The 23,898-nt window shown below is 68.6% G+C and carries 25 protein-coding genes; 8 read left to right on the forward strand and 17 right to left on the reverse strand.

Annotation, left to right across the window (positions count from 1 at the left end; all coding sequences use genetic code 11):
- Positions 1-27: 27 nt before the first annotated feature.
- Positions 28-1,068 (forward strand): sodium:calcium antiporter, encoded by a 1,041-nt coding sequence (locus QE410_RS14175; protein ID WP_307333199.1) that lies wholly within the window; start codon positions 28-30, stop codon positions 1,066-1,068.
- A 55-nt stretch (positions 1,069-1,123) separates the two neighbouring features.
- Here QE410_RS14175 and QE410_RS14180 read toward each other — a convergent pair whose 3' ends face one another.
- The 8 genes from QE410_RS14180 to QE410_RS14215 form a co-directional block, all read right to left on the reverse strand.
- Positions 1,124-1,795 (reverse strand): trimeric intracellular cation channel family protein, encoded by a 672-nt coding sequence (locus tag QE410_RS14180; protein WP_307333200.1) that lies wholly within the window; start codon positions 1,793-1,795, stop codon positions 1,124-1,126.
- A 191-nt stretch (positions 1,796-1,986) separates the two neighbouring features.
- A complete protein-coding gene (gene treZ, locus QE410_RS14185) occupies positions 1,987-3,738 on the reverse strand; it encodes a malto-oligosyltrehalose trehalohydrolase (protein WP_307333202.1) in 1,752 nt (583 codons plus the stop codon).
- 85 nt (positions 3,739-3,823) lie between these two features.
- Complete coding sequence (gene treY / locus QE410_RS14190) at positions 3,824-6,229, reverse strand: malto-oligosyltrehalose synthase (protein WP_307334559.1); 2,406 nt, start codon at positions 6,227-6,229, stop codon at positions 3,824-3,826.
- 5 nt (positions 6,230-6,234) lie between these two features.
- Positions 6,235-8,457, reverse strand: a complete 2,223-nt coding sequence (glgX, locus tag QE410_RS14195) for a glycogen debranching protein GlgX (RefSeq protein WP_307333204.1) — start codon at positions 8,455-8,457, stop codon at positions 6,235-6,237.
- A gap of 81 nt (positions 8,458-8,538) precedes the next feature.
- The gene (locus tag QE410_RS14200; RefSeq protein WP_307333206.1) at positions 8,539-9,027 is read right to left on the reverse strand and encodes a glutaminase; all 489 of its coding nucleotides are present in this window, start codon (positions 9,025-9,027) and stop codon (positions 8,539-8,541) included.
- Positions 9,024-9,872, reverse strand: coding sequence for a transposase (locus QE410_RS14205; protein ID WP_307333208.1), 849 nt, complete (start codon positions 9,870-9,872; stop codon positions 9,024-9,026). Before QE410_RS14205 ends, QE410_RS14200 begins: the two co-directional genes overlap by 4 nt.
- A 37-nt stretch (positions 9,873-9,909) precedes the next feature.
- Positions 9,910-10,587, reverse strand: coding sequence for a GTP pyrophosphokinase family protein (locus tag QE410_RS14210; protein WP_307333210.1), 678 nt, complete (start codon positions 10,585-10,587; stop codon positions 9,910-9,912).
- Between the two features lie 42 nt (positions 10,588-10,629).
- On the reverse strand, positions 10,630-10,770 hold the full coding sequence (locus QE410_RS14215) for a hypothetical protein (protein ID WP_307333211.1): 141 nt from the start codon (positions 10,768-10,770) through the stop codon (positions 10,630-10,632).
- Between the two features lie 117 nt (positions 10,771-10,887).
- Between QE410_RS14215 and QE410_RS14220 the strand changes: the two genes are divergently transcribed.
- Positions 10,888-11,214 (forward strand): hypothetical protein, encoded by a 327-nt coding sequence (locus tag QE410_RS14220; protein ID WP_307333213.1) that lies wholly within the window; start codon positions 10,888-10,890, stop codon positions 11,212-11,214.
- A 53-nt stretch (positions 11,215-11,267) separates the two neighbouring features.
- Here the strand turns inward: QE410_RS14220 and QE410_RS14225 are convergent, their stop codons facing one another.
- Positions 11,268-11,585, reverse strand: a complete 318-nt coding sequence (locus tag QE410_RS14225; protein ID WP_055959437.1) for a hypothetical protein — start codon at positions 11,583-11,585, stop codon at positions 11,268-11,270.
- A gap of 114 nt (positions 11,586-11,699) precedes the next feature.
- Here QE410_RS14225 and QE410_RS14230 point away from each other — a divergent pair, with 114 nt between their 5' ends.
- Positions 11,700-12,011 (forward strand): hypothetical protein, encoded by a 312-nt coding sequence (locus QE410_RS14230; RefSeq protein ID WP_307333220.1) that lies wholly within the window; start codon positions 11,700-11,702, stop codon positions 12,009-12,011.
- A 1-nt stretch (position 12,012) separates the two neighbouring features.
- Here QE410_RS14230 and QE410_RS14235 read toward each other — a convergent pair whose 3' ends face one another.
- Positions 12,013-12,267 (reverse strand): three-helix bundle dimerization domain-containing protein, encoded by a 255-nt coding sequence (locus QE410_RS14235; RefSeq protein ID WP_307333222.1) that lies wholly within the window; start codon positions 12,265-12,267, stop codon positions 12,013-12,015.
- Positions 12,268-12,334: 67 nt separating this feature from the next.
- The gene (locus QE410_RS14240; protein ID WP_307333224.1) at positions 12,335-12,889 is read right to left on the reverse strand and encodes a MarR family winged helix-turn-helix transcriptional regulator; all 555 of its coding nucleotides are present in this window, start codon (positions 12,887-12,889) and stop codon (positions 12,335-12,337) included.
- Between the two features lie 135 nt (positions 12,890-13,024).
- Here QE410_RS14240 and QE410_RS14245 point away from each other — a divergent pair, with 135 nt between their 5' ends.
- Positions 13,025-13,513 carry a MarR family winged helix-turn-helix transcriptional regulator gene (locus QE410_RS14245; RefSeq protein ID WP_307333226.1) on the forward strand — a complete coding sequence of 163 codons (489 nt, stop codon included), beginning with the start codon at positions 13,025-13,027 and terminating at the stop codon, positions 13,511-13,513.
- A 26-nt stretch (positions 13,514-13,539) separates the two neighbouring features.
- Here QE410_RS14245 and QE410_RS14250 read toward each other — a convergent pair whose 3' ends face one another.
- On the reverse strand, positions 13,540-13,779 hold the full coding sequence (locus QE410_RS14250) for a DUF3072 domain-containing protein (protein WP_307333228.1): 240 nt from the start codon (positions 13,777-13,779) through the stop codon (positions 13,540-13,542).
- 78 nt (positions 13,780-13,857) lie between these two features.
- Here QE410_RS14250 and QE410_RS14255 point away from each other — a divergent pair, with 78 nt between their 5' ends.
- The gene (locus QE410_RS14255) at positions 13,858-14,823 is read left to right on the forward strand and encodes an alpha/beta fold hydrolase (protein ID WP_307333231.1); all 966 of its coding nucleotides are present in this window, start codon (positions 13,858-13,860) and stop codon (positions 14,821-14,823) included.
- 98 nt (positions 14,824-14,921) lie between these two features.
- Entirely contained in the window at positions 14,922-16,025 is a 1,104-nt protein-coding gene (locus QE410_RS14260; protein WP_307333233.1) for an FUSC family protein, read from the forward strand.
- 200 nt (positions 16,026-16,225) lie between these two features.
- Here the strand turns inward: QE410_RS14260 and QE410_RS14265 are convergent, their stop codons facing one another.
- The 5 genes from QE410_RS14265 to QE410_RS14285 form a co-directional block, all read right to left on the reverse strand.
- Positions 16,226-17,467, reverse strand: coding sequence for an ADP-dependent glucokinase/phosphofructokinase (locus QE410_RS14265; RefSeq protein WP_307333235.1), 1,242 nt, complete (start codon positions 17,465-17,467; stop codon positions 16,226-16,228).
- 18 nt (positions 17,468-17,485) lie between these two features.
- Positions 17,486-18,349 (reverse strand): ketose-bisphosphate aldolase, encoded by an 864-nt coding sequence (locus QE410_RS14270; RefSeq protein WP_307333237.1) that lies wholly within the window; start codon positions 18,347-18,349, stop codon positions 17,486-17,488.
- Between the two features lie 35 nt (positions 18,350-18,384).
- Positions 18,385-19,257: a carbohydrate ABC transporter permease gene (locus QE410_RS14275; protein WP_307333239.1), complete on the reverse strand. Its 873-nt coding sequence runs from the start codon at positions 19,255-19,257 to the stop codon at positions 18,385-18,387.
- Between the two features lies 1 nt (position 19,258).
- On the reverse strand, positions 19,259-20,188 hold the full coding sequence (locus QE410_RS14280) for a carbohydrate ABC transporter permease (protein ID WP_307333241.1): 930 nt from the start codon (positions 20,186-20,188) through the stop codon (positions 19,259-19,261).
- Between the two features lie 73 nt (positions 20,189-20,261).
- A complete protein-coding gene (locus QE410_RS14285; RefSeq protein WP_307333243.1) occupies positions 20,262-21,554 on the reverse strand; it encodes a sugar ABC transporter substrate-binding protein in 1,293 nt (430 codons plus the stop codon).
- A gap of 234 nt (positions 21,555-21,788) precedes the next feature.
- Between QE410_RS14285 and QE410_RS14290 the strand changes: the two genes are divergently transcribed.
- On the forward strand, positions 21,789-22,595 hold the full coding sequence (locus QE410_RS14290) for a DeoR/GlpR family DNA-binding transcription regulator (protein ID WP_307333245.1): 807 nt from the start codon (positions 21,789-21,791) through the stop codon (positions 22,593-22,595).
- Between the two features lie 118 nt (positions 22,596-22,713).
- Positions 22,714-23,898 (forward strand): Fic family protein, encoded by a 1,185-nt coding sequence (locus QE410_RS14295; protein ID WP_307333247.1) that lies wholly within the window; start codon positions 22,714-22,716, stop codon positions 23,896-23,898.

Below are 23,898 nucleotides of genomic sequence, written 5' to 3' on the forward strand. Positions count from 1 at the left end.
CGAAGGCGCGGGGAGTGTAATCGAGCGGTGGACTCGCTGCCCCTCCCCCTGCTCGTGGTCATCTTCGTCGCCGCCGCGGCTGTCGTCTGGGTGGCCGGCATCCAGCTGTCGAAGGCGACGGATGTCATCGACGCGCGCCTCCATCTCGGCAGCGCCCTGGGCGGTCTCATCGTCCTGGCAGTGGCCACCAACCTCCCCGAGATCGCGATCACCGTCTCGGCCGCGGTGTCGGGCAATCTCGACGTGGCCGTCGGCAACATCCTCGGCGGCATCGCGTTGCAGACCGTGGTCCTCGTCATCCTCGACGCGTTCGGCAAGCGGGGCCGCGGGATCAAGCCGCTCACCTACCGCGCGGCATCCCTCACCCTCGTGCTCGAGGGCTTGGTGGTCGTGGCCGTGCTGGCCGTGGTGATCGCCGGCAGCCAGCTCCCCGACGGCCTCGAGGTGCTCCGCCTCACCCCTGACGTCGTCCTCATCGCCGCCCTCTGGATCGTCGGGCTCCTCCTCGTGCAGCGAGCCGGATCGCATCTGCCGTGGCACGAGGACGGGCGGGCTCCTGACGCGAGCTCGAAGCCGCAGAAGAGCGGGAAGAAGATGAGCACGAAGAAGGCCTTCGTCGTGTTCTCGCTCTCGGCTCTCGCGACCCTGGTCGCCGGTGTCGTGCTCGAGCGGTCGGGAGACGCCGCGTCGTCGCAGATCGGCCTCTCCGGCGTGCTCTTCGGCGCCACCGTGCTGGCTCTGGCGACATCGCTGCCCGAGATTTCCACCGGTCTGCAGGCGATCCGCCAGGGCGACGACAACCTCGCCATCAGCGACATCTTCGGCGGCAACGCCTTCTTGCCCACGCTGTTCCTGCTCGCAACGGTGATCTCGGGGTCGGCGGTGCTCCCCCGGGCGAACGCCGCCGACATCTACCTGACCGCCCTGGCCGCGCTGTTGACGCTGGTCTACGTCGTCGGCCTGATCTTCCGGCCGCAGCGGCGCCTCATCGGAATGGGCGTCGATTCGTTCGTCGTGCTCGCGCTGTACGCGGTGGGGATCGGCGGGCTGTTCGCGATCTCCGCGTGACCGGCCGCGCGTCAACCGTTCCGCTTCCTCCCACCGCTCGGACCCCGGCGCTCGATCACCGCGTGCGGCGCCGCCATCCCTCGACGACGCGACGCCGGATCGCGCCCTGTTCGGGGAGCGAGACGTCGAACCAGATGGCGAGGATGCGCGACACCGCGGTGATCCCGGCCCCGATTCCGCCCGCCACGATCAGGGGGACTCCTGCGGCGGCGAGACCGCAGATGGTCACGCTTCCGGCGATCGCCGTTGCGGAGTACAGCGACCGGATCTCCATCGCCGCGGGCGGCACGCCCAGCATGAGGTCGCGCAGGATCCCTCCCCCGACGGCCCCCAGGGTGCCCACCAGCACCGCGGGAAACAGCGTCAAGCCCGAATCGAGCGCCTTGCAGGTCGAGAGCGCGGCGAACATCGCGATGGCCAGCGCGTCGAGATAGTCCGCAGCCGACGTCACCCGGTCGAGCAGCGGAGCGATCAGGATGCCGACGAAAGCCGCACCCATGGCCGTGGGGACGTAGTACGGCTGCTGCAACGCGGCGATCGGGACCTCCAGCAGCACGTCCCGGATGACCCCTCCGCCGAGGGCGACGAGGATGCCGATGAATGCGACCCCGAGGAAGTGGATGCGGCGGGAATCGCGCATCGCATAGGCGAACGCCGATCCCTGAAGCCCGCCGAGAACGACGCCGCTCAGGTCGGCCCAGAGGGGGACTTCGAATGATGGGGACACCGGCGTCCCACCTCTCCAGCGCGACTGCGCTTACGGACACGTCCGACGGCGTGTGCGGTCAGTGTAGGCCGCCGACGATGAGAGCGCCCGCTCAAAGTCCGCTGTCCAACGTCGCCGATTCGCACCCGCCGGCCACCCGCACCGGGCACAGGACGGCCCCGCCCCCAGGGGACGAGGCCGTCCATCACCGGTCAGAGAGCCGGACCCACGATCGCACTCGCACCCGCCGGAACGGAGACCTCGGCGCCGGCGAGCGTCACGCCCTCCGCCGTCGCCAGCAGCACGCGCGCCGCCGACGCGACGGATGCCGTGGCCTCGGCATCCGAGAGGTTCACGACGACCACCAGGTCGCCGCGACGCAGCTCGTAGACGCGGCCGCCGGTCGCCTCGCGCGCGACGGCCGACAGGCCCTCGCGCGACGGGTCGGTTAGCTCGGGCCGCTCACGACGGAGCTTCGCGAGCTCGCGGTACAGGCCCAGCAGCTGGGCGTGGTCGCCCTCGCCCACCTCGTCCCAGTCGAGCTTGGAGTTCTCGAACGTCGACGGGTCCTGCGGGTCGGGGACGGTGGACTCGTCCCAGCCCATCTTCTCGAATTCGGCGATGCGCCCCTCGGCGGTGGCCTTGCCGAGCTCGGGCTCGGGGTGCGAGGTGAAGAACTGCCACGGTGTGGTCGCTCCCCACTCCTCACCCATGAACAGCATCGGCGTTCCGGGAGCGGTCAGGGTCAGCACGGCGGCCGCCGCGAGACGGTCGTAGCCGAGCGTCTGCGAGAGGCGGTCGCCCGCGGCGCGGTTGCCGATCTGGTCGTGGTCTTGCGCGAACGTCACGAGGCGCCAGTTGAGCACGGCATCCGGAATGGGCTTGCCGTGCTTCTCCTCGCGGAACGACGAATACGTGCCGTCGTGGAAGAAGCCACCCTCGCTGACCTTGCGGAACGCGTCGAGATCGGCGAAGTCCTCGTAATAGCCGATGGTCTCGCCGGTCAGGGCGACGTGCGCGGTGTGGTGCCAGTCGTCCGACCACTGCGCGGTCAGTCCGTAGCCGCCGGCCTCGCGCGGCAGGATGAGCTTCGGGTCGTTCATGTCGCTCTCGGCGATGGTCGTCAGCGGAATGCCGCGGTGCGCCGACAGGGCGTCGGTACGCTCGGCGATCTCCTGCAGCAGGTGCGGCTCGCGGTGGTCGAGCAGCGCGTGCACGGCATCCAGACGGAGGCCGTCGACGTGGTAGTCGCTCATCCACATTAGGGCGTTGTCGAGGATGTACGCGCGCACCGCGTCCTCGTCGAGGTTGACCGAATCGCCCCAGGTGTTGCGGCTGCCCTCGCGCAGGTACTCGCCGAACTCGGGGAGGTAGTTGCCCGACGGGCCCAGGTGGTTGTAAACGACGTCCTGGATGACGGCGAGACCGGCCGCGTGCGCCGCGTCGACGAAGCGCTGGTAGGCCTCGGGCCCGCCGTAGGCCTCGTGCACGGTGTACCAGAGCACGCCGTCGTAGCCCCAGTTCCAGGTGCCGTTGAAGCCGTTGACCGGCAGCAGCTCGACGTGCGTCACGCCCAGGTCGACGAGGTGGTCGAGGCGGCCGATCGCGGCATCCAGGGTCCCCTCGGGCGTGAAGGTGCCCAGGTGCAGCTCGTAGATGAGACCGCCCGCGAGCTGCTTACCGGTCCACGCGGCGTCGTTCCAGGCGTACACGCTCGGGTCGAACCACGCCGACGCCTCATGCACACCGCCCGGCTGCCGGCGCGAGCGCGGGTCGGGACGCAGGTCGTCGCCGTCGCCGAGCACGAAGCCGTACCGCTCCCCGTCGGCGAGGTCGACCGGCGCCGTCCACCAGCCACCCGAGGCCGACGCCATCTCGATGTCTTCGATGACGGTGTCGCCGCTGTCGTCCAGCCGGCGCAGCCGCACCCGCTTGGCCTTGGGTGCCCAAACGTCGATGCTCATGGTGTGTCCTTACGCGTGAGGGGTCAGAAAGTGTCGCCGGGCGGCGCGTGAGGCGACGAAATTTGACCCCTCACGCGCCGGGGGATCAGAAGATCAGCAGGGCCACCGGGTAGACCGAGAGCAGGTCGGCCAGAGGCGTGGGGCCGCCGGGGAACGAGCGACCGGTCAGCACGTCGATGACGGGGGTGTCGGGCAGCAGCACGACCGTGTCGTGCCATCCGCCGGCGGCCGCCAGACCGTGCGGCAGGCGGGTCGCCACGGCGAACACGCCGCCGCGGTCGAAGGCGACGACGTGATCGGATGCCACGCCCGCGGCCGCCAACGGACGGTAGATCTCGAGCGGGTGCTCACGGCGCAGGCGCAGCGCGCGCGAGGTCACGAGCAGCTTCGCCGCCCCCGTGGCATCCACCGCCGGCAAGGCCGCACCGGGCGCGTCGAGCGCGGCGAGCATGCGGCGCCGCTCGTCGAAATCGACCGCGCGACGGTTGTCGGGGTCGACGAGCGACTGCTCCCACAGCTCCGAGCCCTGGTACACGTCGGGGACGCCCGGTCCCAGAATCTGCAGCAGCTTGGCCGACAGGCCGTTCGACCAGCCCGCGGCCGAGATCTCGTCGACGAAGGCGCGCACCCGCTCGGCGGCGGGGCCGGTGGCCGCATCGACGACCGCGTGCATGCGCTCCTCGAAGGCCTCGTCCTGCTCCCACCAGCCGGTGACCTCGCTCGCCTCGCGCGCGGCCTTCTCGGCGTACGCGTGCAGGCGCTCGCGATAGACCTCGAGGCCCTCGGGAGTGGATGCCGACTCCGGCCACGCTCCGACGATCGCCTGCCACAGCAGCGCGTCGAAGGGCCCGTGCCCGGTCGAGGCGATCTCGCGGAACTCGCCCAGCACCTCGGCCCAGCGCGCCGGGATCTCCGCGAGCACCGCGATGCGGGCGCGCGTGTCCTCGCCGCGCTTGGTGTCGTGGGTCGAGAGCGTGGTCATGGCCGTGGGCCACGAGGCGTGACGCAACGCCTGGGCGGTGTGGAAGCCCGCGACGTCGAGCGAGAACTGCCCCGGGTCGCCGCCGACCTCGGTGAGCGAGCCGAGCCGCGTGTGCCGGTAGAACGCCGTGTCTTCGACGCCCTTCGCCATCACGGGACCGGTCGTCTGCTGGAAGCGCCAGGCGACCTCGAGGCTCGTGTCGGCGAGCACCGGCACGAGCTTCTCGATCACATCTCCCAGCTCGGGGCGACGCACCTCGGCCTCGCCCGCGGCCGCGTCGAGGTGCTGACGGCCCGCGGGGAGGTACGAGCGGTACACGGGGAAGCACGCGAGGAGCTCGGCGAGCGCATCCTGCAGCACCTCGGCCCCGAACTCCTCACGCAGCGCCGACGGCAGCCCCCGCACCAGGCGCCGGATCTCCGACACCTGGATCGAGTCGGCGATCTTGCGCTTGGTGTCGTGGATGAGGTCGTGCCAGCCGGTGAGCGCGGGTAGGTCGCTGTCGGTGCGCAGTCGCGCGTCGAGGGCGTCGAGCGCGGCCTCTCCCGCGGGGTCGGTGAGCACGCGGTCGATCTCGGCGAGCGCGTCGTAGCCGGTCGTGCCGGCGGTCTTCCACCACGACGGCAGTGCCTCGCCGTGCTCGAGGATCTTCTCGCCGAGCACGTACCCGACTTCGCCCTCACCCGCTTCGTCGAGCGCGACGGCGAGCTGATCGAGGTAGCCGCCGGGGTCGACGAGCCCGTCCGGGTGGTCCACGCGCAGGCCGTCGGCGAGCCCCTCGCGCACCCAGCGCAGGATCTCGGCGTGCGTCGCCTGGAACACCTCGGGCAGCTCGACGCGCACGCCCGCGAGGGTCGTCACAGCGAAGAAGCGTCGGTAGTTGAGGTCGGCCGCCTCGTCCTGCCAGAACCGCAGCTCGAAGTTCTGCGCGTCGAGCAGCGCGACCAGGGCATCGCGCGAGCCCGAGGCCGCGGCATCCGTCCCCGTTCCCGGGGCCACGGGGAAGACGTTGTCGTAATAGCGAATGAGCCCGTCGGGGGCGTCGTCCGCCGGCATCGGATCGTACGAGATCTCATCGATCACGGCGTCGAGATGGTCGCCCAGCACCGGCACGCGCAGCTTGCCGCCGCCGAACTCCCAATCGATGTCGAACGAGTCGGCGTACGCCGAGGCACGACCCTGGCGCAGCACATCCCACCACCACGCGTTCGTGCGCGGTTCCGAGACGCCCATGTGGTTGGGCACGATGTCGATCAGGATGCCGAGATCCTGGGCCCGCGCCGCCGCGACGAAGCGGTCGAGACCCGCGGCACCGCCGCGAGCGGGGTCGACCCGCGTTACGTCGACGACGTCGTACCCGTGGTCCGAGCCCGGGGTGGCCTCGAGGATCGGCGAGAGGTACGCCCACGAGACCCCGAGGTCACGGAGGTAGTCCGTGACCTCGGCGGCCTGGTCGAGGGTGAACGATTCGCGGATCTGCAGGCGGTAGGTCGAGAGCGGATGCCGCATGTCGATCACAGCTCCGGCTTGGGCGCCTGGCCGGGCAGGTCGTCGGTGCCGATCACCTGGATCTGCGCCGTGAGAGAGGCAGCCACCGAGTGGTCGACCTCGGGCTCGGGCAGGTGGTGCTCGCGCAGCACGATGAGCGACTTGGGTTCCAGCGGCAGCGTCTCACCCGGGCTGAGCGGCTCGGTGTTGGCCCGCTCCCCCGCGGTGTCGACGTAGGCGTCCCACTTCGGGGCGTACTCGAAGTCGGGAAGCTGGAAGTCGACCGGCTCGTCGCCGGCGTTGAACAGCACGAGGAAGTGGTCGTCGCTGATCGACTGGCCGCGGCGGTCGCGCTCGCGGATGCCCTGCCCGTTGAGGAACACGCCCACCGCGCGGCCGAAGCCGTTGTCCCAGTCCTCGGGCTGCATGAGCGAGCCGTCGGGCCGCAGCCACACCACGTCGGGGATCGGCGCCCCCTCCTCCATCTTCACGGGGCGGCCGTCGAAGAAGCGGCTGCGGCGGAAGGTGGGGTGCTGCTTGCGCAGGCGCGCGAGGGCGGCGGTGAACTCGATGAGCGGGGTGTCGATGCTCGACCAGTCCACCCAGGTGATCTCGTTGTCCTGCGCGTAGCCGTTGTTGTTGCCGCCCTGCGTGCGGCCGAGCTCGTCACCGTGCAGCAGCATCGGCACGCCCTGGCTGAGCAGCAGTGTGGCGATGAAGTTGCGCTGCTGCTGCGCGCGGCGCTTCAGCACGTCGGGGTCGTCGGTGGGGCCTTCGACGCCCATGTTGCTGGAGCGGTTGTGCGATTCGCCGTCGTTGTTGTCTTCGCCGTTGGCGTCGTTGTGCTTCTCGTTGTACGACACGAGGTCGCGGAGGGTGAAGCCGTCGTGGGCGGTGACGAAGTTGATGGATGCCACGGGGAAGCGGCCCGAGTGCTCGTACAGGTCGGCAGAGCCCGTCAGGCGCGACGCGAACTCGGCGAGCGCCTGCGGCTCACCGCGCCAGAAGTCGCGGACGGTGTCGCGGTACTTTCCGTTCCACTCGGTCCACTGCGGCGGGAAGTTGCCGACCTGGTAGCCGCCGGGACCGACGTCCCACGGCTCGGCGATCAGCTTCACCTGCGAGACGATCGGGTCCTGCTGCACGAGTTCGAAGAACGCCGCGAGGCGGTCGACCTCGTAGAACTCGCGGGCGAGGGTGGAGGCCAGGTCGAATCGGAAGCCGTCGACGTGCATCTCGAGCACCCAGAACCGCAACGAGTCCATGATCAGCTGCAGCGTGTGGGGGTTGCCCACGTTCATGCTGTTGCCGGTGCCGGTGTAGTCGGTGTAGTACCGCTTGTCGTCGTCTTCGAGGCGGTAGTAGGCCTCGTTGTCGATGCCGCGCATCGACAGGGTGGGCCCCATGTGGTTGCCCTCGGCGGTGTGGTTGTAGACCACGTCGAGGATGACCTCGATGCCGGCGGCGTGCAGCGCCTTGACCATCGCCTTGAACTCCTGCACCTGCTGACCGTGGTCGCCGGTCGAGGAATAGGTGTTCTGCGGGGCGAGGAACGCGATGGTGTTGTAGCCCCAGTAGTTCGACAGGCCCTTCTCGATGAGGGTGGAGTCGTTGACGAACTGGTGCACGGGCATCAGCTCGATGGCGGTAACGCCGAGCTTCTTGAGGTGGTCGATGACGGCCGGGTGCGCAATGCCGGCGTAGGTGCCGCGCAGCTCTTCGGGTACGTCGGGGTGCAGCTGGGTGAGGCCCTTCACGTGGGCTTCGTAGATGAAGGTCTCGGAGTAGGGCGTCTTCGGCTGCCGGTCGCCCGACCAGTCGAAGAACGGGTTCACGACCACGCCCTTCATCATGTGCGGGGCGGAGTCCTCGTCGTTGAACGAGTCGGGGTCGCCGAACTCATAGCTGAAGACGGCCTGGCCCCAATCGACCTGCCCCTCGACCGCTTTCGCGTAAGGGTCGAGCAGGAGCTTGCTCGCGTTGAAGCGCTTGCCGCTCGCGGGGTCGTACTCGCCGTGGACGCGGTACCCGTACCGCTGCCCCGGGAGGATGTTGGGGAGATAGGCGTGCCAGACGAATGCGTCGACGTCGATCAGCTCGTAGCACGTCTCCGTGCCGTCCTCGTCGAAGAGGCAGAGCTCTACCTTTTCCGCTCCTTCACTGAACAGGGCGAAGTTCGTCCCGTTACCGTCGTAAGTGGCCCCGAGGGGATAACTGGATCCTGGCCATACCTGCTGCACGTCGCTCACGATAGACCAGCGTTGTTTCCGTCCCGGGCCGCAGTCATCGCTGTTGACACTCACCACCGCCCCGACTATGCGCGCGGGTCTCTATGCACGCTCCGGGGGGTGGCGCAACAACTCGATGCGCTCGTCGAGGTAGCGCGCGAGGGGCATGTAACCGCCGACCGCGCTCCAGCGCACCAGCGTCTCCCCGGCGCGCACGGCCAACGGGGTCGAGTCCGCACTCAGGGTGTCGACACCGATCGGATGCCACCCGATGTGCACCGTCTCCCCCTCGGGAACGCCGCCGCGCGCGGCCGCCGCCGCGAGTTCGGCGCGACGCCGCTGCGACTCGGCGGCGAAGCCCCGGCGCACCTCGGCCCGGGAGCGCACAATGTCGCCGGTGGCGAGCACCTCGTCGTCGGTGAGCAGCAGCACGCCCAGGTGCCACGCCGTCCCGCGGGGGACGATGCGCGCCGCGCGCGGGATGCCGAGCAGCCGCCGCCCCTCCTGCAGCTCGCCGATCCGCTCGCGCGGTGCCTCCCCGAGGCGCGCGCGAGCGGCTGCCAGCAGCTGCTCCGTGAGGGCACCGTTCATTCGTCGACTCCGTCCCGCTCCGCCTGGGCACGCTCGAGGGCGCGGACGGCCGCGCGCACCGCGTCTGCGGCATCCGTTCGCTCGCCCTCGCGCTGCTGCACCGCCGCGTCGGCCTCGGCGGCGTCGTGCTCGGCCCGGGCGAGGTCGGACCGGAGAGCGTTGACCCGCTCGTGCGCCCGGTCGGCCTTCTCGCGCGCCGCATCGAGCTTCCTCTCGATCGACGCCTGCTCACGCTCGGCGTCGGCGCGCGCCCGCTCGGCCTCGCGAACCGCGCGTTCGGCGGCCTTGCGGGCACGGCGGGCTGCGAGGTCGTCACGCGGCGGGGGCGCGGGGAGCGCGTCGGGAAGCGAACCCGCGACGGCCTGCCCGAGGGTGTCGCCGTCCAGGGCCGCCAGATCGACCGCCGCGACCAGGCGCCCGGTCAGGATGGCCACCGCCGCGGTCTCGTCGACGATCGCGGCGTTGACGCCCTTCTCGACGGCGTCCGCCATCGCCGGGCTCAACGGCGTCCCCGCGTCGGCCGCGAGCTCCGCCGCACGACGGGCGAGCGCCGCGACCAGCTGCCGCCGTTGGCGGCCCAGTCGCGCGAGCTCGGCGGCATCCCGATCGTCCTGCGCCTCGTGCAGCGCGCGGGAGAGCTCGACGGCCTCGCCGAGCTGCCCGTCGCGAACCAGGAGGTTCAGCGCCCACGCGGCAACGGTGGGCTTGCGCAGCTTCGCGACGCGGCGCCCGACGGCACCGCCGAGATCGGCGGCTCGCTCGTTGCGCGCGGCGGTGAAACGCGCGGGCGGCAGGGCGAGCAGCTCGGCGGCGACCTCGTCGAGGCGGGCGTCGTCGTCGCTCATGCGTCCATTGTCGCCGCACGCGCGCAGGGGGGCCACGTCAGAGCGAGACGACCCCCGGACGCGGACCGCGGATCTCACGGTGCAAACGTTCCATCCGCGCGTCCAGCTCCGACGCGGTATCGGCCGCGTTCTTCAGCTCGGCGAGCAGTTCCGCCGGCACGAGACGGTCGTATTTGTAGTAGATCTTGTGCTCGAGGCTCGCCCAGAAGTCCATCGCGATGGTGCGGAACTGCACCTCGACGGGCACGTCGACCCGCCCCGTCGAGAGGTACACCGGCACCTCCACGATGACGTGCAGGCTCTTGTAGCCGTTCGCCTTCGGCTCGGCGATGTAGTCCTTCACGTCGCGTACGGTGATGTCGTCCTGCCGGGTGAGCAGGTCGGACAACCGGTAGGCGTCATCGACGAAGCTGCAGGTGATGCGGATGCCGGCGATGTCGGTGATGGCCGAGCGGATCGAATCGAAATCCGTCTCGATGCCCTTCCTCCGCACCTTGTCGACGAGGCTGTCGGGCGACTTCACCCGGCTGGAGACGTGCTCGATCGGGTTGTACGCGTGCATCTCCTGGAACTCTTCACGCAGGATCGAGATCTTCGTCTCGACCTCGGCGAGCCCGAAGCGGTACTCCATCAGAAACCGCTGGAACTCGTCGCGAAGCGCGCGAAGAGCAGGTCCGGAGACAGTGATCTGCTGTTCGTCCAGCGGGTCCGACATGCCTCGACGGTAGCGATGGTCACTACGAGGGTGCTGAGAGCCTCAGTCTCGCGGCGCGTCGGACGCGCGGGGAACGAGCTCGCCGTCGACGACGTCGATGCCGATCAGGCCACGGAAGACCTCCGGCAGGTCGTCGGGATCGTTCGCGGGCTCAGAGTTCCAGGGATGCGGGGGATGTACCACGGCGCTCTCCTTCCGTAGATCCGTCCACGATGACAGGCGACGTCCCCACCGACGGGTGGTCTTGACATCGCTGGATCGACCACATCCTCGCGGCCCGCACTGGCGTATCGTTGCCGTATGGGGACCATTCACTACGGCGGAAGCGGCACGACCGTCCACATCGAGGACCGGGCGCTCGCCCACCTCAAGGTGGTGATATCGACGAAGCTCCGTCGCGGCGAGAGCTTCACCCTCTCGTGGCGTCACCGAGACGACGAAGAACGCGGCCGCAGCACGCTCTGGCTGCACCCCGCGATCCCGCTGCGTTTCGTCTTCGACGAGGCCGAACCCGCCACTCTCAGCCGAGACTGGATCGAGCGCCTGGCCGAGTCCGCCAACTCGTCGGGCGGCATCATGCTGGTTCCCGAAGACCTGACCCCGGCGGAGCACTCGAACGCGAGCTGACCCGGGCGTCCGTCACACCAGTCGGCCCGGGCGATCGCACGGGCCGAGAGGGCTCAGCCCTCTTCGACGTGCGCGTCTTCGCTGGGCTCCGGCGTGATGGCGAGACCGTTGGGACCCGATGCGGCCAGCATCAGGTCCTCGACCCAGACGCGATTGATGCGCGGCTGACGGCTGCCGTAGAAGTGGAACTGGATGGGCACCGAGGGGTGCATCCAAAAGCTTCGGCGCCCGCTTCCGTCGCCCACCTCGACGTCGAACATGAACGACTCCGAGCGGCGCAGCTTGTTCATCACGACGATACGCAGGTGCGCCAGCGTGCGGTCATCGATGTCGACCGCATTGGCCACGGTGTCGTAGATGAATCTGCCCATGCCGACGAGCCTAGTCGAGGAACGCACAGCGTCATCCGCTTTCCGGGATGCCACGTCGACTCGTCCGAAGCAACCCCTCGAGCACGTCTCACGAGGCGCGACTAACGTGCCGGTGTGGGAACGCTTTACTACGGCGACGTCGCGACGCCGATCGACATCGAAGACCGAGCACTGGCGCACGTCAAGGTCGTCATCGCCACCAAGCTGCGCCGCGGCGAGAGCTTCACCCTGTCGTGGACGCACGGGCCCGGCCAGGAGGTGGGTCGCAGCACGGTGTGGCTGCACCCGTCCATTCCGCTGCGCTTCGTCTTCGACGAGCCCGAACCCGCCCTGCTCAGCCGGGCGTGGATCGAAGCGCTCGCGAACTCGGCCAACTCGTCGGGTGGTCTGCTCCTCGTCGACGAGCCCGCCCCGACGGGGTCGTGACTCAGTCGCCCGATTGATCCAGGATCTCTCGCGCACCCTCTTCGACGGCGGCCGGCACGACGAGCGGGCGTCCGGCCGAGAACGCCTCCCACTCGCGGAGGACGACCCCCTCGACGTGCGTGGGGTCCTCGCCCGGGTACTCGAAGCGTAGACGTGCGACGACGTCGCGGAAGGATGCCACGGGCACACCGTCGACGGCGACGACGACGTCGCGCGCGTGCGCGGACGAATTCATCTCGACCCCGCGCTCGTCCATGTCCTCATGGTTTCACGCCGCGGGACGCGCACCTAATGCTCTCCCGGAAAGTAGTTCGGCGACTTTCTCAGTCGGTTCGCGAGTCGCGCCGCGATCCGTTCGCCGAGACGGCGTCGACGGGGTGCGGATCGACCTGGTCGACGGCATCCTGCAATCGACCCAGGCAGGCGATGACCGCCGAGCTTTCTTCGGGCGTCATGTCGACGACGGCCGCCATCATGCGCGAGTGCATCGATCCCAGCGTTGCGCGCACCTCAGCGTCGCTCTCGGCCGTGGCGACGATGAAGATGCTGCGGCGATCGGTCGGATGCGGCTCGCGCACCACGTGTCCGGTCTTCTCGAGACGGTCGACGATCGCCGTCGTCGAGGCCGTCGAGACGCCGAGGTACCGCGTCAGCTCGCTGGGCGAGACCCGGCGGTTCTGGCCCGCCGCCTTCAACAGGTACCGGAGGACGAGCAACTCGTTCTCGCCCATCGACATCGATTCGCGGGTACGCCGACGCATGGCCACCTCGGCCGCCCGATAGACGCGGAAGGCCTGGAGCACGTCGACAGCGCGTCGGCGGCGATCCTCTGCGCTCGCGCCGTACCAGTAGCGCGACGTCTCCGACCCGGTTTCCACCAGGGCATCTTATGCCAGGGGGGCTCGTCCAGCCCCCTGCCGACGCGCACGGAGGACGGGTACCATCTATTACAACGGTTGGCTACTTGATCGGAACCCAAGACACTCACCTGACGAGACACCTGAGGAGGTGAGATGAGAGACAGCGCGACAGCGGAAGACGTGGTGAAGGCGCTGAACGACCTCACCGACTCGGGCATTGCCTCCGAGCGCGCCGCCTTGCAGTCGCTCGGCATCGGACCCAACGATGCAAGGGTGCTGCGGTTCCTCCTTCAGCGTGGGCCCGGTGAGGAGCACGTCACCCCGCGGATGCTCGCCACGATGCTCGGCATCTCCTCCGCCGCCACGACGGCGCTCATCGACCGTCTCGCCGATGCCGGATGGGTCGCCCGCGAGCCCTACCCGGGCGATCGGCGCTCGATCGTCGTGCGCGAGACGGTCCCCGAGGCCTCGCCCGCCCGCCGTATTCTGGCGGTTCGTCGCGCGTCCGCCGTCGCCGCGGCCGAACGCCTCGGGCCGGAGGAGCGGCGCATCGTCGCCGACTTCCTCGATGACATCGCACGCAGCGAGACCGAAGACATGGGCGAGATGTGCCCGAACGACGAAGCGCCCCGTACCCCCTGAGGGATGCCGGGGCGCCTGCGCCGTGGTCACTCGCTCGAGCGGCCGGTCTCCGATTGCAGACGTTCGATCTGCTCGGATGCCTCGGCCTTCGTCAGATCGGCGGGGATTTCCTCGCCGGCCTGTCGTGCGAGGGTGTCGAGGTAGCTGCGCTGGGGGGCGGTCATGGGCTCGTCGCCGGTGACCCAGTCGGAGGGGTCCTTCTCGGCGGGGTTGTCGCCCTCTCGGACAGCGCCCAGGGTTTCTTCATCACGGGAGGAATCGCTCATGGCCCGAGGCTAGGCGCCACCTGCGACACCGGCCCCGGGATTGACAGGGCGTCCAGGCGCGTACGGCATTCTGGTCGGATGCGCCCAGAGTCCCGCCCGGTCGACGTGCAGGTCGACACCTACCGCCGCGGGTCGGCGCGCACCCGCGTGACGCGTGTGACGACGGGCGCGGACACGGGCCGCTCGTTCGTCCTCGTCGCCGGCATCGGCGTCGCCTCGACGTACTTCGAGTTCCTCGCTCCCCTGCTGGCCGAGGAGGGCGAGGTCTACGCCCTCGACCTGCCCGGCTTCGGCGGCGTCCCGGCATCCGGAGAGCATCCGACGGCCGAGTTCTTCGCCGATCAGGTGGAGGGCATCCTCGACCATTACGGCCTCACCGACCCTGTGCTGATCGGCCACTCGATGGGCACGCAGGTCGTCACCGAAGTGCTGGCCCGCCGCCATGGTCTTTCGCACGCCGTGCTGGTGAGTCCGGTGGTCGACGAGTCCGAGGCGAACGCGCCGCTGCAGGCCGTGCGCTTCGTGCAGTCCACCGTGCGCGAGTCCGTACACATCGCCCTCCTCGCGGTGTCGGCGTACCTCCTGTGCGGCTTCCTCTACTTCTTCGAGACCCTGCCGCACATGCTGCGGTACCGCATCTCCGAGCGCATCGCCCTGGGGCGCGCCACCGTGCTGCTCGTGCGCGGGGAGTTCGATCGCCCCTCACCCCGCCGACTGCACTCGCGCCTCGTCGCCCGCGCGCACGCTGCCCGTCGCTGGGAGATCGAGGGTGCGGCGCACTGCGTCGTGAACAGTCACGCCGTGGGCGTCGCGCGTCTGACGATGCGGCACGTCCGCGACGAGCTCGCACCGAAGGGGCGGATGCAGGCGGACGACGCCGTCGTTCCGCCCGCCGCTCACGCCGACGTGCGCATGGTGCTCGGGGCGATGGCGAGCCGGGCGGCCGAGTGGATCAGCGCCGCAAGGAAGGACGAGTACGGCGTCGAACGAGCGAAGGCACGCCACGCACGGGTGCTGTGGGACGCCTACCGCCCCTCGCGGTGAGGAGTACCCCGGCGGCGCGAGGTGGGCAACCCCCGAGACGGTGGCGCCGCCGTCGCTCACCATGAGAGGGTGCCGACTCGTTCCCGCACTCCTCGCCCATGAAACTGTCCCCGTCACTCGATCCCCGGCGGTGGTGGTCCGACGCGGTGACCGCCGATCGTCTGGTGCTCGCCGCCAAGACCGCCGCGGCCGCCGCCCTCGCCTGGTACCTCGCTCCGCTCGTGCCCTTCGCCCAGAGCGAGTACTCGTACTACGCACCCCTCGGTGTGCTGGTGAGCATGTACCCCACGGTCGCCCGCTCCGCCTCCAGCGGCGCGCAGGCGGTGATCGGGCTCGCGCTCGGCATCGGTCTGGGGCTTGCGAGTCTGGCGGTGGTCGGGCTCGGGATGCCGCGCATCGTCGCGGTGGCCCTCGCCATCCTTCTGGGCGTGCTCCTGGCGGGCGTCCGCGCCCTCGGCGTCGGACGGGACTGGGTCGCGATCGCGGCGCTCTTCGTCCTCCTGCTCGGTGGGGCGGACCCCGACGGCTACTCGTCGTCGTACCTCATCACGATGGCTTTCGGCGTGCTCATGGGCGTCGTCGTCAATCTCGTCGTGGTGCCGCCCCTGCGGGTGCAGCGCGCCGAGAACCGTCTCTCCCGGCTGCGCGACGACCTGGGCGAAGCACTGCACCGCATCGCCGACGCCCTCGCCGGTCGCGCTTTCGACGCGGACGCCGCCGACGCGGCCACGGCGAACCTGATGGGTACGCTGGCCGACGTGCGGGAGGAGGTCGAACTGGCCGAGGAGAGCCGTCGCTACAACCCGCGCGGACGCCGCGTGCACGCCCCCCGTGACCTGAACCGCCGTCGCCTCGACTCCCTCACCGGCACCGCCGACGCGACGCGCGAACTGTCGGCCGCCCTCGCCCGCCTCACCGCCGGACCTGAGGTCGACGCGCGTCTGCCCGACGAGGCGCGACGGGCACTGGCGGAGGCCGTCGAAGCGGTCTCGCATCTCGTGACCACGCCGCCAGAGCCCGACGCGACCGCCGCCCCGCTCCGCGGCGCTGAGCGCGCTCTCGCCCGCTACACCGACCGCCTGCGCGCGCTCGAAGCGCACGAGGAACCGCTCGACGCTTGGGAGGCTGCGGTGAGTCTGCGCCGCGTCATCGCCGCCTGCGGACCGTTCTCTGATCCGGATGCCGGCACCGCGACGCGGTGACCCCGACTCGGCCTCCGGACGCACGTGGGCACGCACGTCCCCCGCGGGTGCGTCCGCGATGCCGTTCACCACGACGCCATTCGCGGTGGCGGAGGGAGGGGAAGGGGGGAGGGGAGGACGCATCGAGCCGTTCGGTCCTCCCCCGCGCCCTCCTCCTCCGCTCAGCACGCCGATGCGCGCCGCTGCCCCACGAGGGAGGATCAGCCCGCCGACACGACCCCGTCGAGTGCTCGCTCCAACGCCGCCGCGGTCGCCGCACGCGACGCGGACGGCACCGCCGCCAGGAATCCGCCCACGAAGGTGTCGCCCAGGCCGATCGTCGTGGGATGGGCGGTGTCGACGACGAATGCGGGCACCCCGGTCGCCCCGAGCCCGCTCTCCGCAGCACGGACGACCGCCTCTCCGCCCGCGTGGCGCGGGAGCCGCGCGGTGTCGTCGACATCGGCGGCGCTGCACGCGTCGCCGAGGCGATAACGGGTTGCGGCCGTCCGGACCGCGCTCTTGAGGGCCTCCCGGTGGCGAGCCGCCGCGGGACCGACCGCGATGGCCCAGTACTTCGTGTGCACCACGAGCGCCCGGGCGGGAATGAGCGCGTGCACTTCGGCCAGCGCCGCAGTGACGTCGTGGGGCGACCGGAGATCGACCTGGCGGGCGAGGTACTCCTGCAGCTCGTCCTCGTTCATCCCGTACACGTCTATGCGGTCGAGCAGACGCGCACGAACGAGAGCGGAGAGCTCCCGCTGATAGAACCCGGCGTCTTCGTAGTAGACGAGTGCGTCGACAGGCAGTCGTCGCATCGCAGCGGCGAGATCGTCGAGCCGACGCTCGAGCAGCGCGGCATCCTGCATGGTGTTGAAACCCGAGACGAGGAAGGCCGCCGCATCGGCGAGGGCGTCGCCGAGATCGTGGGCGATGGCCATCTCGCGGTTGGGGGCGTCGTTGGCGAAGATGAGACGGTTGGATGCCGGCGCGGTCACCGCGCCGTCGGCCAGCGCCACGGTCGCGCCCTCGGGATACTGCACGATGAGATGCGGGTCGAGGGTGTCGTGCGTCGCCGACGACACGATGCGCATCGACGCCGGCAGCAGTCGCCGCACGTTGTCGTCGATGCTGACGAGGTGCTGCACGGTCGGAACGCCGATGCGGTCGAGCGCGATGCCCGCGCGAACCCCGGTTCCGCCGAGCGTGATCTCGGTCTCGAAGTGCGCGGCGAAGCGCTCGACGATCTCCGATGAGAGCACGAAGCGCTCGCCTCCCCCACCCGTGGCGAGGAAGGCGAGCACCGTCACGACGAGCGCGCGTTCGTCGATGATCGGCGTCGTGGTGGTCAGCTCGTCGAGACGGATGCCGTGGCTGTGCGCAAGGGCCGTGAGCACGGCGGCATCCCACCGGGTCTCGTAGTCGACGGTGCCGCCGAGTCCGAGGACGAGGTCTTCTGCCATGGCGCCGATCATCCTCCGTCAGTACAGGTCGGCCTTGCCGGCGGCGCCGAACAGGTCGATCTTCTCGGCCGCCGTGACCTTCATCGAGGCGATGCACTCGGGCTGGATCGCGTTGGGTTCGCGCAGGCGCCGGTCGGTACCGAGCACCTCGCGCATGCGGTCGTGGTAGGCCACCTTGATGTCGCTGGAGATGTTGATCTTGTTGATGCCGAGCGATACGGCACGCGAGAGCTCGGCATCCGGGTTGCTGGATCCGCCGTGCAGCACCAGCGGGATGCCGACGGCAGCCTTGATCTGCTCGAGCAGGTCGTGGCGGAGCTCGGGGTTCTTCTCCGCGGGGTAGAGACCGTGCGAGGTGCCGATGGCGATCGCGAGGCTGTCGACGCCCGTCTGCTCCACGAAGCGCACCGCGTCATCGACGTTCGTGTAGATGATCTCGGCCGCGCCCGACTCGCCGTAGCTGTCGTTCGCCCCGATCGTGCCCAGTTCGCCCTCGACCTGCACACCGACGGCGTGGGCGGCCTCGACCACCTTGCGGGTGAGCGCGACATTCTGCTCGAACGGCTCGAGCGAGGCGTCGATCATGACCGAGGTGAAACCCGCCTGGATCGCGGTGACGATCTGCTCGTACGTTCCGCCGTGGTCCCAGTGGATGGCGACGGGAACGCTCGAGCGGTGCGCGCGGGCGTGCATCGCGGGGATCAAGTCGGTCGTGATGTGCGAGACCTCGTCGGGGTGGATGGCGATGATGACCGGAGCGGACTTCTCTTCGCTGATGTCCATGATCCCGGTGAACATCGCCCAATCGCTGATGTTGAAGGCCGGGATGGCGAAGCTGTGGGCGTTCGCCACGTCGAGGATGGACTTGCCGGTGTAGAGCACGGATTTCTCCTTGTTCGGGGTTGGGTGTGCGGAGGTCAGCTCTTCACCGACCCGGCCGTGAGGCCGCTGATGAAGAAGCGCTGGAAGAAGAGGAAGAGCACGAGGACGGGGATCGAGCCGAGGATGCTCATCGCCATGATCTGGTTCCACTCGTAGGAGTGCTGCCCCATGAGCAACTGGATGCCGATGGGCACGGTGCGCATGTCGATGGTGCGCGTGAGCGTCAGCGCGAAGAGGAACTCGTTCCACGCGATCATGAAGGTGTAGATGCCGACGGAGACGATGCCCGGAATCGAGATCGGCACGAGGACGCGCCAGAGGGCCGTGAAGGATCCGGCGCCGTCGACGCGGACCGCCTCGTCGAGCTCCTTGGGCAGGGTGTTGAAGTACCCGGTCATCATGATGATCGCGTAGGGCAGCGTGAACACCATGTAGGTGAAGATGAGGCCGGGGTAGGTGTTGTAGAGCCCGAGCCCGACCATCAGCCCGAAGTACGGGATGAGCAGCGTGATCGGAGGCACAGCCTGGACGCTGACGATGATGACGTTGACGATGCGCTTGCCACGGAACTCGAACCGGCTGAACGCGTAGGCCGCCTGGATCGCCACCAGCAGCGTCAGGAGCGTGACGGCCCCGGCGACGACGTAGCTGTTGATGAAGAAGCGCACGGTCTCGGGGTTGGTGAAGATCGAGACGTACGCGTCGAACGAGAACGTGTCGGTGATGAGGCGCGGAGGGAGCTCGAAGATCTGCGTGTTCGATTTGAACGAACTCGACAGCATCCACAGCACGGGTCCGGCGGCGAAGACGGCGCCGATCAGCAGGCCGATGAGCACCCCGATCTTGGCGACACGGCGACGCGTGGCGGTGCTCGTGACGCGCGGGCGCGCGGCGGTGGTCAGGGCCATGTCAGTCCCTCGCCTTCTGGTGGCGGACGTAGAGCACCGCGATGATCATCGACATCGCCAAAACCAGCACCGCCGAGGTGGAGGCCATCGAGAAGTCGTAGGTCGCGAATGCGAGTTTGTAGGTGAAGGTGCTGAGCATCTCGGTGACGTCTATGGGGCCGCCGCCGGTGGTCAACCAGATGAGGGCGAACTGCTGCGAGGTCCAGATCAGATCGAGCAGCACGAGACTGACGATGATCGGACGCAGCTGCGGGATCGTCACGTTCCAGAAGCGCTGTGCCGGGCTCGCACCGTCGACGGTCGCCGCCTCGTACAGGTCGCTCGGGATTCCCTGCAGACCCGCGAGCAGGCTCACCATGAAGAACGGGTAGCCGGCCCAGATGTTGATGAACGTCACGGTTCCGAGCGCCAGTTGCGGCGAGGCGAGCCACTCGATGTTCGTGCTGAGCAGGAAGTTGACGATGCCGTTGGGTGCGAGCAGCATGCGCCACAGCACCGCGATGACGGCGACGGTGAACAGCCACGGCAGCACGTACAGCCCGCGGAAGATGGCACGCGGCACGGCGCCGATGAGGCTGCTGTTCAACAGCATCGCGAACGACAGGCCCAGGACGAGGTGAGCGGCGACGCTGGTGAGCGTGAAGAAAAGGGTGTTGCCCGTCGCCTTCCAGAAGCCCGGGTCGGTGAGGATCGCGACGTAATTGTCGAGGCCGACGACCTCGGGGCTCTTGTTGAGGATGACGTTGTCTTGGAAGGAGTACCCGATCACCATGACGATCGGGACGATCATCAGGATGAACAGCAGGATCAGCGTCGGCGACAGGAAGACGTAGGCCTCGCCGGCCTTCCGCAGCTGCCGGGTGCGGCGGGAAGCGGGTCGTCCGGTGACGATCACCTCGGTGTCGGGGGGTGTGAGGGTGCGCATTGTCATGGTGTGCGGCTTTCGATGGGCGGGATGCCGCACCCTCCGCGAAGGTGGTGCGGCATCCCGGATCGGGGTCGGATCAGAACTCCGACGTCCATTCGTCCTGCGTCTTGGACAGGGCGTCGCTCATCGACTGCTGACCGTCCAGAGCCGACTGGAACTGCGTTCCGAACTGGCGCATGAGCTCCTCGGCGACGGGGAGGCCCGTGAACTCGTTCGCGGGGTAGCCGTCCTTATAGATCTCGAAGGCCGTCTTGAACAGCTCGTCGTCCTCGACGAAGGTCGGCACGCTCTCGGTGTTGCCGGGGAACGCCTTGGCCATCGTCGACAGCTCGCTGTTGACGTCGGTACTCATCAGGAACTGCACGAGTTTGAAGGCCGCGTCCTTGTGCTCGGAGTTCTCGGCGACGCCGATGCCCCACGAGGCGTACGGGATGCCGCGTTCGCCCGAGAAGCCGTCTTCGGCGGGGATGGCGGAGATCGAGAACTGCAGATCGGGGTTCGACTCGCGAATGAGGTTGATGTGCGCGAGCGAGTCGATCATCATGCCGACCCGACCGTTGGTGAACTCCTCGACCTTGTCCTGCTCCTTCATCGTGAACGAGCCGGGAGCGATGACCCCGTCCTCCCAGAGCTGCTGGATGTAGTCGGTCGCCGACTCCACGTCGGAGTTGGTCAGGTCGGGCTGCCCGTCGTTCAGCATCGATCCGCCCGAGGCCCAGACCCACGACATCACATCGTTCTGCACACCGTTGGGGGCCTCGAGCGAGAGCGGGAGCACCCACCCGGAGACATCGCCGCCGAGGGCCGAGATCTTCTTGGCCGCGTCGGCGAACTCGGTCCGCGTCGACGGGGGCGCGCTGACGCCCGCCTGCGAGAGGATGCCGTCGTTGGTGAACATCGGGTACACGAAGTTGACCACCGGGATCATGTAGGTGCTGCCGTCGACCTGGATCTGGCTGGCGAGCTGGCTGTCGTCGTAGCCGGCGTCGCTCATCAGCTGCGAGAGGTCGGCGATCACGCCCTGGTTGGCGAAGTCGCTGACCCATGCGCCGTCGAGACCGACGACGTCGGGCATGGTGCCCGACGCGGCTCCCGCGAACAGCTGCTCCTTGGTCGAGGCGTAGGGACCGCTGACCAGGTCGACCTTGATACCGGGGTTCTCCTGCTCGAACTGGTCCATGAGTCCGCGGAACTCGCCGTCGCCGAGCTCGGGCTCCCACCATTGGGCGAACTCGATCGTGACGTCTCCGTCGGTCGCGGTTCCCGTGCTGCTGGACGAGCACCCCGCCATCGCCAGAAGAGTGGTGGTCGCTGCCGCGACACCGACGAGCTTGATGGCGTTCCGACGCCGGCGCCCGCTGTTGTCCATCGTTTCTCCTCGTTGAGATCTGCCGTATTTAGCGCCGTTGTGCGCTTTCTTGCTGCTTTCAGCATGAGTATGCGCCTGCTTGCGGGGAAGCGTCAAGCGTTCGATGCACACTCGTGGCTATTGCTGCACGAAGTGGCGCGAGAAGCGGCAGAATCGACGGCTCAGCTGCAGCCTCATGCCGTTTTTCGGCGAAAACGGCGGAATCATCGGGATCACTGTGCTAGAGATGACCGCATGGACGCACCCGCAGTCACGACGAAGCGTCGTCTCCCCGCCGGACGCAAGGCCGAGCTCGCGGCGTACGTCGCCGAATCCGGGCAGGTGACCGTGGTCGACCTCGCCTCGCATTTCGGCGTCTCGATCGACACCGTGCGACGCGACCTCGACCAGCTCGACCGCGAAGGCATCGTCGTGCGCACGCACGGAGGAGCCGTCAGCGCGATGTCGGTCCCCGGTCGCGACCGCGGCCTCGACGTGCGCCTCCAGATGCAGATCACCGAGAAGGAACGCATCGCCGCCCTCGCCGTCGATCTCGTCGAAGACGGCTCCGTGCTGATGCTCAACGCAGGTACGACGACGCTCGCCGTCGCCCGCGCGCTGCGCAATCACCGGAACCTGACGATCGCGACGAACAACCTCCGCATCCCCGCCGAGATCTCGCCGAGCGTGTTCCGCGACCTCTACATCTTCGGCGGCGCCGTCCGCACCATCACCCAGGCGACGACCGGCCCGGTCACCCTGGCCATCAGCTCCCGCACCACCGAGGTCGACATCCGCTGCGATTACGCCCTCATCGCCGTGGGCGCGGTCGACGCTTCCGGGTACTCGACGAGCAACCTCGGTGACGCCACCATGATGGGCGAGATGATCGAGCGCGCCGATCGCACCGTCATCCTCGCCGACTCGAGCAAGCTCGACCGCCGCCTGTTCGCGCAGGTCACCCCGCTCGACAAGGCCGACTACCTCGTCACCGACGCGCCGCCCTCCCCCGACCTCGCAGCCGCGCTCGGCGAGGCAGGGGTCACCGTTCTCACGCCGTGAGCGCAGCAAGACGTCGTCGCTTGAACCTCGCTTGAATCACACGCTTGTGGTTTCAACTAAATTCGAATTCACTTGAACCCGGGAGCAGATGCCCCTAGTGCGCTTGAAGGGACGATTCATGGACCGGGCACGCTTCGCGCAGAGTCCGCTCGGCGCACTTCTTCCCATCGCCGGGACGGATGGAAGGGGCGATCACTATGAGCATGTTGCCTTCGCCGCCCATCCGCTGAGCGCCCCGCCTACCCTCAGCACCGGCACCTGGAACCGCGTTTCCCGAGCCAATCGGGCACTTGGCCGCCTGCAACAGGGATCACTGCTCGTGATAAACCCCGGCCTTCTTCGTCAGCCGACCCTTCGCCGTGAGGCACAGAGCACGTCCGCGCTCGAGGGAACCTATGCTCCCCTCGAGGACGTGCTAGCGGCCGACGTCATGCAGGGGAGCGAGCGGTCGGCGGCCCTGAACGAGGTGCTCAACTACGTGAGCGCCGCCGAGAATGGCTTCGGCTGGGTCCAGCAAGGGCGTGCGGTGACCGTCGGTCTCCTCTGCGATCTCCACCGCACGCTCGTAAGGGGGACATCCGCGGACACCGATGAGGCCGGTCGCGTCAGACGCATTCAGGTAGTGATCGGTAGTCGCGGCGGTCGCATCACCGATGCTCGCTTCATCCCCATGCCCGGGGGTGCTCAGCTCGAGGCTGGAGTCCAGGACCTCATGAACTGGATGCAGAACGTGGGTGATGACGTCGATCCCATCGTCGCTACGGCGATGACGCACTATCAGTTCGAGACGCTGCACCCCTTCAACGACGGCAATGGCCGTATCGGACGCCTCCTGATCGTTCTTCAGCTCGTCGGGCTCGGAGTGCTGTCCGAGGGTCTCCTGAGCGTTTCACCCTGGTTCGAGAGGCGACGCGAGCGATACCAGGATCTGCTCGCTCACGTGAGCGCATCAGGGGAATGGGATGACTGGGTCGCGTTCTTCGCTGAAGGTATCGAGGCATCAGCGGTCGACTCAGCGGAACGCATCCGACAGCTACTCGAACTGCAGACGAGCTACCACGAACGTCTCCGAGAAGCCGGCGCGAGAGGAGGCGTTCGCGACATCGCCGACCTCCTGATCGGTCGTCCGTACGTGAACATTCCGAACCTCCGCGATGCCACTGGACTCACCTACCAAGCGGTGAGCAACGCGGTAAAGAAGCTGACGGAGCTAGGGATCCTCGAGCAGAGGGCGGTTCCCGGAGTGATGGCGTTCCGCGCCCGGGAAGTGGTGGACATCATTTCGGCGCCTAGTGCGGCCTAG

The sequence above is a fragment of the Microbacterium sp. SORGH_AS_1204 genome (assembly GCF_030818935.1).
Taxonomy (GTDB): Bacteria; Actinomycetota; Actinomycetes; order Actinomycetales; family Microbacteriaceae; genus Microbacterium.